Source organism: Roseiarcus sp. (assembly GCF_052145395.1).
GTDB lineage: Bacteria > Pseudomonadota > Alphaproteobacteria > Rhizobiales > Beijerinckiaceae > Roseiarcus.
In genome coordinates, this window is sequence record NZ_JBKQOT010000573.1 from 1 (window position 1) to 13,316 (window position 13,316).

Below are 13,316 nucleotides of genomic sequence, written 5' to 3' on the forward strand. Positions count from 1 at the left end.
CGGTCAGCTTTTGTGGCGCCTGCCGGATGTCGGCCGTCGCCAGCACCGGGAGGTAGAGAATGTTCGGTCGCACATCCAAGTTCATGACCGCCGCGCTGGTCGGTTGCAGCCTCATCGCGTGTACGGCCGCCTTCGCCGCCGACATCAAGCCGGCCGTCGTCTACGATCTTGGCGGCAAATTCGACAAATCCTTCAATGAAGGCGTGTTCAACGGCGCGACCAAGTTCTCCAAGGACAGCGGCGTCGCGTTCCGCGACCTCGAGATCCAGAACGACGCCCAGCGCGAGCAGGTTCTGCGCAAGTTCGCCAAGGACGGCTATTCGCCGATCATGACGGTCGGCTTCGCCTGGGCGACCGCGCTCGGCAAGGTCGCCGACGAGTTCCCCAACACCAAGTTCGGCATCATCGACATGGTGGTCGACAAGCCCAACGTGCAGTCGATCGTGTTCAAGGAGCAGGAAAGCTCGTTCCTGGTCGGCGCGCTTGCCGCCATGGTGTCCAAGACCGGCAAGGTCGGCTTCGTCGGCGGGATGGACATTCCTCTCATCTCCAAGTTCGAGTGCGGCTACGCCCAGGGCGTCAAATACGCCTCTGACGGCAAGGACGAGGTGTTCGCCAACATGACCGGCACGACGCCGGCCGCCTGGAACGACCCGGTCAAGGGCGGCGAACTCGCTAAGTCCCAGATCGACCGCGGCGCCGACGTCGTCTACGCTGCGGCGGGTTCGACCGGACAGGGCGTGCTCAAAGCGGCCGCTGATGCCGGAAAGCTGTCGATTGGCGTCGACTCCGACCAGGATTACATGTTCCCAGGCAAGGTCCTCACCTCGGCGCTCAAGCACGTCGACGTCGCGACCTACAAGTCGTTCATGGACGCTAAGGACGGCATATGGAAGCCGGGCATTCAGGTCCTCGGCCTGAAGGACGGCGGGGTCGATTACGCCATCGACGAGTACAACAAGAGCCTGCTGACGCCTGAGATCAAGGCCAAGCTCGACGCGATCAAGGCGGACATCATCTCCGGAAAGATTCAAATCCACGACTATATGTCCGACAACAAGTGCCCGATGTAAGGCGCTTGCGCTGATCCCGTTCCCCGCACTGCGCAGACCGGCCGATTTCGACGCCGGCGCGGGGATCGACGGAACGACGACGCTCCTCGCGGGCCGGCCGATTGCGCCGCCAGCGGGGTCCCTTGAATCCTGACCGTCAGGAGCATCGCGTGACATCTGCGGCCGGCGGGGCGCCTCCCGCCATCGAGCTCATCGGCATCAACAAGAGCTTCGGCCCGGTTCACGCCAACAAGAACGTCAACCTTCGCGTCGAGCGCGGCGTCATCCACGGCATCGTCGGAGAGAACGGCGCCGGCAAGTCGACGCTGATGTCGATCCTTTACGGCTTCTACGAAGCCGACTCGGGCGAGATCCGCGTCAACGGTCGGCCCGTGCGCATCCGCTCGTCGCGCGAGGCGATCGACTGCGGCATCGGCATGGTGCACCAGCACTTCATGCTTGTGCCGCCGCTCAGCGTGCTCGAGAACGTTATGCTCGGCGCCGAGGGCGGCCCGCTGCTCGCGCGTGGCGCGAGCGCCATCCGCATGCGTCTCGCCGAGCTCGGCAAGGAATACGGCCTCGAGGTCGACCCGGAGGCGATCGTCGGAGAACTGTCGGTCGGCCTGCAGCAGCGGGTCGAGATCCTCAAGGCGCTTGTGCGCGGCGCGGAAATTTTGGTGCTCGACGAGCCGACCGCGGTGCTCACCCCCGCCGAGGCCGACCAGCTGTTCGAGATGCTCAGGGTGCTAAAGAGCCAGAACAAGACCATCATCTTCATCACCCACAAGCTGCGCGAGATCGTGACCCTCACCGACCGCGTCTCCGTCATGCGGCGCGGGGAGATGGTCGCGACCTTCGACACCGCCTTGACCTCGCCGCCCGAACTCGCCGACGCCATGGTCGGGCGCAAGGTGATCCTCAAGATCGACAAGGGCGCGGCGCATCCCGGCAGAGTGGTGCTCGAGGCGAAGGACCTCGTCGTGCGCGACGACCGCGACGTGGTCCGGGTCGACGGCGTCTCCTTCACGCTGCGAGAGGGTGAGATCCTCGGCGTTGCGGGCGTCGCCGGCAACGGCCAGTCGGAGCTGCTCGAGGCGCTCGCCGGCATCCGCCCCTTGAGCGCCGGAGAAATCCTGATCGACGGGAAGCCCATCCCCTTCGCCAATCGCAATCCGCACGACGAACGGCTCATTGGCGTCGGGCATGTGCCTGAAGACCGGCACCGCGTCGGCCTCGTCATGCCGTTCGAGGCCTGCGAGAGCGCGATGCTCGGCTTCCAGTACGAGCCGGTCTACGGCAAGGGGCTGCTCTACGACCGCAAGGCGATCATCGCCGACGCGGACAAGAAGATGGAGGCGTTCGACGTGCGGCCCCGCGCGCCGTTGCTCAAGACCGCCAATTTCTCGGGCGGCAACCAGCAGAAGCTGGTGCTGGCGCGCGAGATCGAGCGCAATCCGAAGATCATGCTGGTCGGCCAGCCGACCCGCGGGGTCGACATCGGCGCGATCGAGTTCATCCACAAGCGCATCGTCGCCCAGCGCGACGCCGGCAAGGCGCTGCTGCTGGTGTCGGTCGAGCTCGACGAGATCTTCGCCCTGTCCGACCGCATCATCGTGCTGTGCGGCGGGCGCATCACAGGCGAGAGGAGACCGGAGGAAACCAACGCCCAGGACCTCGGCCTCCTGATGGCCGGCGTCAGCGAGCGCGCCGCGTGAGTGCGCCTCTCAAGCCCCTGCCCCAATGGGCCGACGTCGCGCTCATTCCGCTGATCAACGTCGCGGCCGCCTTCATCATCTCGGGCTTCGTCGTGCTGGCGATCGGCGAGAACCCGCTGGAGGCGGTGCAGATCCTGATCACCGGCGCGCTCGGCGATCTCGAAGGCATCGGATTCACGCTCTATTACGCGACGAGCTTCATCTTCACCGGCCTCGCGGTGGCGCTCTGCTTCCATGCGGGCCTGTTCAACATCGGCGTCGAGGGGCAGGCCTATATCGCGGGCCTTGGGGCGGCGCTCGCCGCGCTCCACCTCGGCTTCCTTCCGGGCTATGCGCTGGTCGTCGCAGCGATCTTCGCTGCGGCCCTGTTCGGCGCGGCCTTCGCGGCAATCCCGGGCTATCTGCAGGCCTACCGCGACAGCCACATCGTCATCACGACGATCATGTTCAACTATATCGCATCAGCCATCATGGGCTACCTGCTCGTCGACGTGCTGCGCGTGCCGGGCCAGATGAACGCCGAGACCGCGGCGTTTCCCGAAACCGGCCGCGTTCCGCAGTTCCATGAAATCCTGGCTTATTTCGGCGTCCACTGGCCTGTCACGCCGTTCAACCTTTCCTTCTTGCTCGCGCTCGCGGCGGCGTTGGTCGTTTGGCTTCTCATCTGGCGAACCCGGCTCGGCTACGAGATCCGCACCGTCGGCGCCAATCCGACCGCGGCGGTCTACGGCGGCATTTCGCCGAAGCGCGTGGTCATCGTCTCGACCCTGCTCTCGGGCGCGCTCGCGGGCGGCATGGCGGTCAACGTGATCCTGGGCGAGGAGCACCGGCTCATCCTCGAATACACCGCGGGCTTCGGCTTCGTCGGCATCGCGGTGGCCCTGATGGGCCGGGCGCATCCGGTCGGCATCATCCTCGCCGCGATCCTGTTCGGCATGCTCTATCAGGGCGGGGCCGAGCTCGCCTTCGACAAGCCGAAGATCAGCCGCGACATGATCGTGGTGATCCAGGGCCTCGTCGTGCTGTTCGCGGGCGCGCTCGAGCACATGTTCCGCCGCCCGGTCGCGACGCTGCTCGCGCGGCGCACGACCCAGCCGCCGATCTGAGGGCCGCGCCATGGAAGGGTTCGACGCCTTCATCGTGGTCTTCGCCTCGGGAATCCGGCTCGCCATTCCGCTGATCCTCGCGTGCCTGGCGGGGCTATGGTCCGAGCGCTCGGGCGTGGTCGACATCGGCCTCGAAGGCAAGATCCTCGTCGGCGCCTTCGGCTCGGCCGTGGGGGCCACCTTCACCGGCAGCGTCTGGGCCGGGCTCGCGCTCGGCGTCGCCTCGACCATCGTCTTCTCGCTCATTCACGGCTACGCCTCGATCGACCAGCGGGCCAACCAGATCGTCTCCGGCACCGCGATCAACATGGTCGCCGACGGGCTCACCGCGCTGATCGGCAACGCCATCTGGCAGCAAGGCGGCCGCACGCCGCAACTGCCCGATACGGCGCAGTTCGCCACTATCGAATGGCCTTTCGTGCGGGAGATCGGCGCGGTCCCGATCGTCGGGCCGATCTATCAGCACCTGATCTCCGGCCACGACCTCATCACCTACGTCGCTTTCCTGATGGTCCCGCTCACGTATTGGGCGCTCTACAGCACCCGGTTCGGCCTGCGGCTGCGCGCGGTCGGCGAGAATCCGGCGGCCGTCGACACGGCGGGCATTTCGGTGCGGGCGTTGCGCTACAGTGCGGTCGTCATCTGCGGCGTGCTGGTGGGCTTGGCCGGCGTCTATCTTGTGCTGTCGCAGGAGGCCTATTTCCAGCCGCACATGTCGGCGGGACGCGGATTCATCGCCCTCGCGGCGCTCGTCTTTGCCAAATGGCGGCCGTGGCCGGCCCTCGCCACATGCCTTCTGTTCGGCTTCCTCGACGCTGTGGCGATCCGGCTGCAGGGCGTCGAACTGCCGGTGATCGGCCCGGTGCCGGTGCAGGCGATCGAGGCTCTGCCCTACGTGCTGACCGTCATCCTGCTCGCGGGCTTCATCGGCAAGGCGATCCCGCCGCGCGCCTCGGGAATCCCCTATGTCAAGGAACGCTGACCCGCTCACCGAGCTGTTCGCCGCCGCCAGGGCCGCGCAGGTCAAGGCCCACGCGCCTTATTCAAAATTTCGCGTCGGGGCGGCGCTGCGCACGCCCGACGGGGCGATCTACGCCGGGGGCAATGTCGAGAACGCCGCTTATCCCGAGGGCTGGTGCGCGGAGACGAGCGCCATCGCCGCCATGGCGGCTGCGGGCGAGCGGCGCATCGCGGAAATCTGCGTCGTCGGCGACGGCGACGCGCTGTGCACGCCTTGCGGCGGCTGCCGCCAGCGCATCCGCGAATTCGCCGACGACAGGACCGTCGTCCACGTCGCCGGCCCGGAGGGGGTGCGCGCGACCTTCCGGCTATCGGCGCTGTTGCCGGAATCGTTCGGGCCGGGGCATTTGAAGGGGTGAGAGCGACCTACCGGAGGAAGAAATGCGCGCTGCGTTTGGCACACTCGGGCGCGATGAACGTTGAACGAGCGGCGCAGAGCGCCTCTTCCGGCGCTTCGCGCCGCCTTCCCTCGCAGAAGAGGGAAGGATCAACTTCACCAAGGAGCCGCCGCATGGATCAGGATTTTGGAGGCGCGATCGTCGCCCTCAAGAAGCACGGCCTCGAGACCCTGCCTTCGCTCGGCATCGTCCTCGGCTCGGGTCTCGGCCCCTTCGCCGACGAGGCGGCCGACGCGGTCGCCGTCGCCTATTCGGAACTCCCGGGCTTTCCGGTTCCGAGCGTCGAGGGCCACGCCGGGCGGCTCGTCGTCGGCGCAGTCGAGGGCAAGCGCGTCGCGCTCTTCCAGGGGCGCGGCCACTATTACGAGTGCGGCGACGCGGGCGTCATGCGGGTCGCCATCGACACCTTCAAGAGCCTCGGCGGCGAGACGCTTCTTCTGACGAACGCCGCCGGCGGGCTCAACACGGAATGGCGGCCGCCGTCGCTGGTCGCGATCACCGACCACATCAACTTCTCCGGAGCGAACCCCCTGATCGGCCACCCCGGCGCCGACCGGTTCGTGCCGCTGACCCGCGCCTATGATCCGGACCTGATCGAGATGCTGCATCGCGCCGCACGCACGTCCAACGTCGAGCTGCACGAGGGCGTCTACATGTGGTTCTCGGGCCCGAGCTTCGAGACGCCGGCAGAGATCCGCGCAGCGCGCACGCTCGGGGCCGATCTCGTCGGCATGTCGACCGTTCCCGAGGTGATCCTCGCCCGGCGCGCGGGATTGCGCGTCGCCGCCGTCTCGGTCGTGACCAACTACGCGGCCGGGCTCGCCGGCGGCGACCCGAGCCACGACGAGACCCAGGAATACGCCAGACTCGCCGCCGACCGCTTCAAGAGCCTGCTGCGCGCCTTCATTCGCTCCTACGAGGCCAAACCCTCATGATCCTTCCGCAGGAAATCATCCGCTTGAAGCGCGACGGACGCGAACTGACGGCCTCCGAAATCGGCGCGTTCATCGCGGGGCTCACCAGCGGCGACGTGACCGAGGGCCAGGCCGCCGCCTTCGCCATGGCGGTGTTCTTCCGCGGCATGACGCTTGCCGAACGGGTGGCGCTGACCGAGGCGATGACGCTGTCGGGGACGACGATCGACTGGGGTCCGCTCGACCTCGCGGGCCCCTTGCTCGACAAGCATTCGACCGGCGGCGTCGGCGACAACGTCTCGCTGATGCTCGCTCCGATGCTCGCGGCGCTCGGGGCCTTCGTGCCGATGATCTCCGGCCGCGGCCTCGGCCATACCGGCGGCACGCTCGACAAGCTCGACTCCATCCCCGGTTACGACACCAAGCCCGATCTCTTGCGCTTCCGCCAGGTCGTGCGCGACGTCGGCTGCGCAATCATCGGCCAGACGGAGACGCTCGCTCCCGCCGACCGGCGCCTCTACGCCATCCGCGACGTGACGGCGACGGTGGAATCGGTCGCGCTCATCACCGCCTCGATTTTGTCGAAGAAACTCGCGGCCGGCCTGGAAGGGCTGGTGATGGACGTCAAGACCGGCTCGGGCGCGTTCATGCCGACGCTGGAGGCCTCGCGGGAGCTGGCCGAAAGCATCGCGACGGTGGCGACCGGCGCCGGTCTGCCGACCGTTTCGCTGATCACGGACATGAACGAGCCGCTCGCGAGCGCCGCCGGCAACGCCGTCGAGGTGCAGAACGCCATCGACTTTTTGACCGGCAAACACCAGGACGCGCGGCTCCTCAAGGTGACGCTCGCTCTGGGCGGCGAGCTCCTGCGGCTGGCGGGCCTCGCGGGCACGGCGCCGGAGGGCGAGATGCTGCTGCGCGGGACGATCGAGTCCGGCGCGGCGGCGGAAAGATTCGAGCGGATGGTGGCGGCGCTCGGCGGCCCGACCGACATTATCGCCCGCGCCTCCGCCCTGCTGCCTCGCGCGGGTCTCGTCGTCGAGGCGTGGCCGGAGCAGGGCGGGATCGTCACGAGCGTCGACGTGCGCGCGGTCGGCCTCGCGGTGGTCGAACTCGGCGGCGGCCGGGCGCGCGCCTCGGACGCGATCGACCCTTCGGTCGGCCTGACGAAATTGGCCGCCCTTGGCGACGAACTCGGCGCGGAAAGGCCGCTCGCGCTCGTGCACGCGCGCGACCTGACCTCGGCCGAAGCCGCCACCCAGCGCCTGCGCGCAGCCTACCGTCTCGGCGACGAGACGCCCCGGCGCCGCGATCCGGTGGTCGAGCGCATACTGCCGGCGCAATGACCATCCTGTTCGCGGCGCCGGACATGGACGCCGCGCAATGGCGCGCGCGGCTCGCGGCGCTGCTGCCGAACCATCCCTTCGTCTTGCTCGGCGAGCCATTAGACCCGACCAGCGTCCGCTATGTTCTCTCCTGGCGCCATCCGCCGGGGGCGCTGAACGGCATGCCGAACCTCGAGGTCATTTTCTCGCTCGGCGCGGGCGTCGACCACGTGTTTGTCGATCCGTCCCTGCCGGATGCGGCGATCGTGCGGGTCGTCGATCCGGACCTCCGCGACCGGATGAGCGAGTGGGTCGTCATGCATGCGCTGATCCACCTGCGCCAGTTGCGCCGCTACGAGCGGCAGCAGCGCGAAAAGGTTTGGGCCGACGACGAAGCGCAGCCGAGGGCGGCCGAAGTCCAGGTCGGCGTGCTCGGCCTCGGCGTCTTGGGAACGGACGCTGCGACGAAGCTGAAGGCGCTGGGCTTCAAGGTCGCCGGCTGGAGCGCGACTCACAAGGTTCTTGACGGCGTCGACTCGTTCAGCGGTCCCGACGGGCTCAAGCGGCTGCTGGCGCTGACCGACATGCTCGTGGTCCTGCTACCGCTGACCCCCGATACGCGCGGCATGCTCAACGCTTCGCTGTCGGCTCAGCTGAGACAAGGCGGGCCGCTCGGCGGCCCGGTGCTCATCAACGCAGGCCGGGGCGGGCTGCAGGTCGAGGCCGACATCGTCGCGGCGCTGGAGAAAGGCCTGCTCGAAGGCGTCTCGCTGGACGTGTTCGAGCGCGAGCCGCTGCCGAAAAACTCGCCACTCTGGTCGCACCCGGCCGTTTATGTGAGCCCGCACAACGCCGCGATTTCCGAGCCCGGCGCGATCGCCGCCGCCGCCGCCCGGCAGATCCAGGCGTTCGAGCAGGGCGAGCCGCTTCAGAACGTGGTGGATCGGGCGCGGGCATATTAGGCCGTGATGTCCATCATTGCGACCGTCCGCGGGGGTGTCGAACCCTCATGTGGCGACCCCATTCATCCCTGGAGGCCAAGACAGCGCCGGTCGCCTCGGGCGCCGTCGGCGTGCGACATTTGGATTTCCTCAGGCGTGCGCGGGGCGGCGTCACGGCTCCGCAAATTCTCGGGTTTCGGACGTTTGGATTTCCTTGGAATTCCTTGGATTCTCTCGACCGAAACGAGCCTTTTCAATGGGTTACGCGCATCCGCGGGCGATCTTTTTTCGTCATGCGGCCCCTTTCCGTTTAAAGCGGCCGCGCCCTGCGACGACGGCGTCGACCCGCTTCCGGTTCGTCTGGCGCTCGCATGAAAGAATCATACCGATTTTTCTGCTTTTCCGCAATTAAAAGTCGCGCCGCGCCTCTCTCCGTTCCAACAGCAAGGACCGGCATGTCCCCGGCGCCCGGATCGTCTTGGCGCGCGGGAGGACGCGGCGCAAGGCCGCCCGCCCGAATCGAGGTCGAACAAGAGGAGTCCAGGCGCTGGCGATGGTTCGTCGCGGCGCGTAGGGCGCTCCCGAGGCCGCCGTCGCAAGCGGCCCGGAAGCGCGGCTTTCGAGCGATCCGGACCTGACGTCGCGGCAGGGCGTGAGTCCGCTGTCAACCCAGGCGCCCGAACTCGTGTTTCACTGCACGGTTCGGATACGCCAACCGCGTCGGATTGGATCTCGGCAGCGTGGTGTTTCTGCCAGGGGACGACGGCAACGGGGCATTGATTCGTGTCCGCGTACGCCGCGTTTCAAAGCGAGGCGGGAATCCCTTACACTCCTCGCAGAGGCGCTTGAACGCCTCCTGATCGATGCGCGTCGAACCGTGCCATGAAAAGCACTTTGAAAATCACCTCCAAGGGTCAGGTCGCGCTGCGCAAGGCGGTGCTGGACCAGCTCGGCGTTCGGCCGGGCGGCAAGGTCACGGTCGAGTTCGTCGCTCCCGGTCGCGCGGAGGTGCGCGCAGCCGAGGCGAGCGCCAGTCTTGAAGCATTGGTCGGCTCTCTGAAAGAGGCTGGCGGTCCAACCCTCTCGATCGAAGAGATGAATGCGATTGTCCGCGACGGCTGGGCGGGCAGTCGGTGAGAATCACGGCGGATACAACGCCGGCGGCGGCGTGTTCACAAGCTTCGACCGGGACGCGGTGGCCCTGATCGCCGCGACTGGCGGCGAGGCGCGCTTGTTGACCGGATAACGGAGGGCCGCTGCCAAACGCCCTCGACCGTCGCGGCACGGACAAGTCTGGCCATGACGTCCGTTTCGCAGGGTACCCGATTTGTGGGCCACCCTTCGCTTCGACCCGACTTTCGGTCAGATCGCCGAGAGGCCTGTGCTTGTGCCCTTCGGCTTGCGATAGTCGCCAAGGCCGAGCGCTGCGGAGCCGGCGAGCATCATCGCCCAAGTTGAAGGCTCGGGGACTCCCATCGTTAGCGAGATGTCGGGGCCCAGCGGCTCTGCCACACCGTCAACTTTTCTATGAGTCAGCGGAGAATTCAACACGAAAAACTTTGGGCTTTCCCCGCGTGAGGTTGGTCTGTCAGAAGCCGAGGTCGCTGAGGCCCGGATGATCGGCCGGCCGCGGGCCGCTCAGATCCCAGCGATACTTCCGGTCGCTTTCCTTGATCGGCAGATCGTTGATGCTGGCGAGTCGGTGGACGTTGAGTCCGTCGGCGTTGTACTCCCAGTTCTCGTTGCCGTAACTGCGGAACCAGCTGCCGGAATCGTCGCGCCATTCATAGGCGAAGCGCACGGCGATGCGATTGCCGTTGAAGCACCACAGCTCCTTGATCAGCCGGTAGTCCAGCTCCTTCGCCCACTTCCGCGCGAGAAAGGCGATGATCTCAGCGCGGCCGTGAATGAATTCGGCGCGGTTCCGCCACCGGCAGTCGACGCTGTAGCCGAGCGCGGCCTTTTCGGGGTCGCGGCTGTTCCAGGCGTCCTCGGCGCCGCGAACCTTTTTGATCGCAGTCTCCAGCGTGAACGGCGGGAATGGGGGGCGTTGTTCCGTCATGGCGGCCTCATGGGTTCGCGCGGACCTTCGTTCGTCTATCCGCCCGGGCGGAGCGGAAAGCGCGTATGGGATTTTTGCGCCTTTTCCGGTTCACGGCTTTCCGGAAACGCCTGCCGCCTTGCGCGACTGCACGGCCGGATGGAGCTACGCGCCCTGGAAAGGAAAAGCTTATCCCAACACACAGACGCTTCTAGCGCGCGCGCCTCGGCCGGCCGAGGCTTGTCGAAACCGGGCGGTTCCATCATGTTGGCCGCAAGCGGACCGAGCGTAGGTCGGATGCGGCTCAAAAGCCTCGGCGGTCCCGGAGCGGCACGATGAACGGCGCGCAATCCCTTTTGAAGGCTCTCGTCGACGCCGGCGTGTCGACCTGCTTTGCCAATCCCGGCACCTCGGAGATGCAGCTCGTCTACGAGATTGGCCTCAGCGACCGGGTGCGGCCGGTGCTCTGCCTGCAGGAGGACGTGGTGACCGGCGCGGCCGACGGCTACGGACGCATGCTCGGCGCGCCCGCCTTCACCCTGCTGCATGTCGCCAGCGGCTTCGCCAACGGCATGGCGATGCTGCACAACGCGGGCCGCGCCGATACGCCGCTGATCAACGTGGTCGGCGTGAACGCCTCCTACCATCAAGCGAACTTTCCCGAGCATGAGCTGATCAACGGGCGGGCCATCGATCTCGCGCGGCCGGTTTCACATTGGACTCAGGAGGCGCTGAGCGCGTCGCATCTCGGCGAACTGGGCGCCAAGGCCGCGGCGCTGGCGAAAACCGGCAAGGTCTGCACGATCGTCGCGCCGACCGACCGGCACTGGGAGGATGCCAATCCGCCGCCGCTCGCCCCGCTGCCGGCGGAGCGTCCCGGGGCCGCGCCGGAAACGATCGAACGCGCGGCGGCCATGCTGGCCTCCGGCAAACGGACCGGCCTCGTGCTCGGCAACGTCGCGCTCCAGGGCGAGGCGCTCGAGACGGCGGCGCGCGTCGCGGCCAAGACGGGCGCGGCCCTGTTCTGCGAGACCTTCCCTTCGCGGTTCCTTCAGCGCGGCGAGGGACGGCCGCCGGTCGAGCCGATCCCCTACCTGCCCGAGCTGTGCCTGCAGGCGCTGGCCCGGTTCGAGCAGCTGATCTTCGTCGGCGCGCCGTTCCCGTTCGCGACCTTCGCCTACAAGGGGAAGCCCACGCTAAAGACGCCGCCCGGATGCGCGCTCATCGAAATGGCTTCGACGGACGAGGACCTTTCTGCGGCGCTTCGCGCGCTCGCCGACGCGACCGCCGCGACGGAGATGGCAGCGCCCCGCCAGGCGCGGACCGAGTTCGCCGCGCCCGCCGGCGCGCTGACCGCGGCGGCGATCGGCCAGTCGCTCGCGATTTTGATGCCAGAGAACGCCGTTCTGGTCGACGAGGCCGCCACCAACGGCATGCCGCTCTTCGCCGCCACCAAGGGTGCCCGGGCGCACGATTACCTCAGTCCGGTGACCGGCGGCGCGATCGGCGGCGGTCTGCCGATGGCGCTCGGCGCGGCGATCGCCTGCCCGGACCGGAAGGTCGTCTGCCTCCAGGCGGACGGCAGCGGGCTCTATACAGTGCAGGCGCTGTGGTCGATGGCGCGGGAGCGGACGGACGTCGTCGTGATCGTGCTCAAGAACGACGCCTACGCGATCCTCGGGATCGAGCTGGCGCGGGTGCGCGAGGGCGACGCCAACGCGAAGATGACGTCGATGCTGAGCCTCGGCGGCCCCGCGCTCGACTGGACGCAGATCGCCTCCGGTTTCGGCGTGCCGGCGAGCCGGGCGGAGACGGCCGAGGATTTTCATCGCAAGCTTCAGGCCGCGCTCGCCGAAAAAGGTCCGCGGCTGATCGAATGCGCGGTCGGGATCGCGAAGGAGGCCCGGTTCCTCGAAGAGGTCATCCACCGGTCGCGATGAGGCGCAAGGCGGGCATCCCCAAGCGCTTCTTTTCGGCGGCGCTGTATGGCGGGTCGCGATTACAACGCCGCGGCGTCGTCGCCGGCCGCGCTCAATATCGTCGCGCGCAGATTGCGAAAGCGAGGTCCCCGCAGTTCAATTTGAGACGTTCCATGGATTGATCACCGAAACGCCGATATCCTGGAAGTCTGCGACGTTGCGGGTCGAAACAATCAGGCCGTGCACGATTGCTGTGGCGGCGATCAAGCCGTCGATGTCGCCGCGAGGCCTCAAAGCGGCGATGCGGCCCCATTCGAGGGCTATCACATCGGTGACCGGCAGGATGCGGTCCGTGTGGTCGTTTCGCAGACGGCGCAACCAGGCTTCCAGGTGAGCGGCAGCCTGCGGGTCGGATTTCCTTTTCAGCGCGACGCCGCGCATGATCTCCCCGAGCGTGAGCGCGCTCAGATAGATCGTCCCAGGCTGGAGCGAGCGCAGCCAGGATACCGCTTGCCGCGTCCCGCGGCGCGCCTCCGAGACGACATTGGTATCGACGAGGTACACTCAGAGCTCGGTTTCTCGGCTGGGTAATTTGGCGCGGTCGTCGACGGCGGCGGTCAGTTCGTCGTCCCAGGCCGGACCGGCCAGGAGATCGTCGACCAGCGACGGCCGACGGCGCACGAGCGCGTCATAGTCGGCTGCCGACATCACGACGACGGCGCGCACGCCGCGCACGGTCACGGTCTGGGGTCCTTCGCGACCGGCGCGTTGAACCACCTCGCTAAATCGATTCTTGGCGTCTTGAAGAGCCCAATCCATGGCCGCAGTTCCTGTCTAGACTGGCTAGATAGGAACTGAGCGCGACCTCGTCAACCGGGGTCGTCA

Annotated in this window: 14 protein-coding genes; 10 read left to right on the forward strand and 4 right to left on the reverse strand. The window is 67.3% G+C overall.

Going from position 1 to position 13,316, the window contains the following annotated elements; all coding sequences use genetic code 11:
* The first annotated feature begins 83 nt into the window (after positions 1–83).
* From ACLP25_RS19680 to ACLP25_RS19720, 9 genes are all read left to right on the forward strand, one after another.
* Positions 84–1,073, forward strand: a complete 990-nt coding sequence (locus ACLP25_RS19680; RefSeq protein ID WP_442470878.1) for a BMP family lipoprotein — start codon at positions 84–86, stop codon at positions 1,071–1,073.
* 149 nt (positions 1,074–1,222) lie between these two features.
* Positions 1,223–2,767 carry an ABC transporter ATP-binding protein gene (locus ACLP25_RS19685; RefSeq protein ID WP_442470851.1) on the forward strand — a complete coding sequence of 515 codons (1,545 nt, stop codon included), beginning with the start codon at positions 1,223–1,225 and terminating at the stop codon, positions 2,765–2,767.
* On the forward strand, positions 2,764–3,873 hold the full coding sequence (locus ACLP25_RS19690) for an ABC transporter permease (protein WP_442470852.1): 1,110 nt from the start codon (positions 2,764–2,766) through the stop codon (positions 3,871–3,873). Before ACLP25_RS19685 ends, ACLP25_RS19690 begins: the two co-directional genes overlap by 4 nt.
* 10 nt (positions 3,874–3,883) lie before the next feature.
* On the forward strand, positions 3,884–4,855 hold the full coding sequence (locus ACLP25_RS19695) for an ABC transporter permease (RefSeq protein WP_442470853.1): 972 nt from the start codon (positions 3,884–3,886) through the stop codon (positions 4,853–4,855).
* On the forward strand, positions 4,839–5,252 hold the full coding sequence (locus ACLP25_RS19700; protein WP_442470854.1) for a cytidine deaminase: 414 nt from the start codon (positions 4,839–4,841) through the stop codon (positions 5,250–5,252). Before ACLP25_RS19695 ends, ACLP25_RS19700 begins: the two co-directional genes overlap by 17 nt.
* Positions 5,253–5,404: 152 nt before the next feature.
* A complete protein-coding gene (locus ACLP25_RS19705) occupies positions 5,405–6,226 on the forward strand; it encodes a purine-nucleoside phosphorylase (protein ID WP_442470855.1) in 822 nt (273 codons plus the stop codon).
* On the forward strand, positions 6,223–7,551 hold the full coding sequence (deoA, locus tag ACLP25_RS19710; protein WP_442470856.1) for a thymidine phosphorylase: 1,329 nt from the start codon (positions 6,223–6,225) through the stop codon (positions 7,549–7,551). Before ACLP25_RS19705 ends, deoA begins: the two co-directional genes overlap by 4 nt.
* Complete coding sequence (locus ACLP25_RS19715; RefSeq protein WP_442470857.1) at positions 7,548–8,492, forward strand: 2-hydroxyacid dehydrogenase; 945 nt, start codon at positions 7,548–7,550, stop codon at positions 8,490–8,492. Before deoA ends, ACLP25_RS19715 begins: the two co-directional genes overlap by 4 nt.
* Before the next feature lie 861 nt (positions 8,493–9,353).
* Positions 9,354–9,608, forward strand: a complete 255-nt coding sequence (locus ACLP25_RS19720; protein ID WP_442470858.1) for an AbrB/MazE/SpoVT family DNA-binding domain-containing protein — start codon at positions 9,354–9,356, stop codon at positions 9,606–9,608.
* Between the two features lie 225 nt (positions 9,609–9,833).
* On the opposite strand, the gene ACLP25_RS19725 is transcribed toward ACLP25_RS19720, so the two are convergent.
* Complete coding sequence (locus ACLP25_RS19725) at positions 9,834–9,983, reverse strand: PEP-CTERM sorting domain-containing protein (RefSeq protein ID WP_442470859.1); 150 nt, start codon at positions 9,981–9,983, stop codon at positions 9,834–9,836.
* Positions 9,984–10,059: 76 nt separating this feature from the next.
* Positions 10,060–10,533, reverse strand: a complete 474-nt coding sequence (locus ACLP25_RS19730; protein ID WP_442470860.1) for a nuclear transport factor 2 family protein — start codon at positions 10,531–10,533, stop codon at positions 10,060–10,062.
* Between the two features lie 314 nt (positions 10,534–10,847).
* Between ACLP25_RS19730 and ACLP25_RS19735 the strand changes: the two genes are divergently transcribed.
* On the forward strand, positions 10,848–12,452 hold the full coding sequence (locus tag ACLP25_RS19735) for an acetolactate synthase large subunit (RefSeq protein WP_442470861.1): 1,605 nt from the start codon (positions 10,848–10,850) through the stop codon (positions 12,450–12,452).
* Positions 12,453–12,587: 135 nt separating this feature from the next.
* On the opposite strand, the gene ACLP25_RS19740 is transcribed toward ACLP25_RS19735, so the two are convergent.
* Together ACLP25_RS19740 and ACLP25_RS19745 are read right to left on the reverse strand one after the other, a co-directional pair.
* The gene (locus ACLP25_RS19740) at positions 12,588–12,995 is read right to left on the reverse strand and encodes a type II toxin-antitoxin system VapC family toxin (protein ID WP_442470862.1); all 408 of its coding nucleotides are present in this window, start codon (positions 12,993–12,995) and stop codon (positions 12,588–12,590) included.
* Positions 12,996–13,250: a type II toxin-antitoxin system Phd/YefM family antitoxin gene (locus ACLP25_RS19745; RefSeq protein WP_442470863.1), complete on the reverse strand. Its 255-nt coding sequence runs from the start codon at positions 13,248–13,250 to the stop codon at positions 12,996–12,998.
* Between the last annotated feature and the right edge of the window lie 66 nt (positions 13,251–13,316).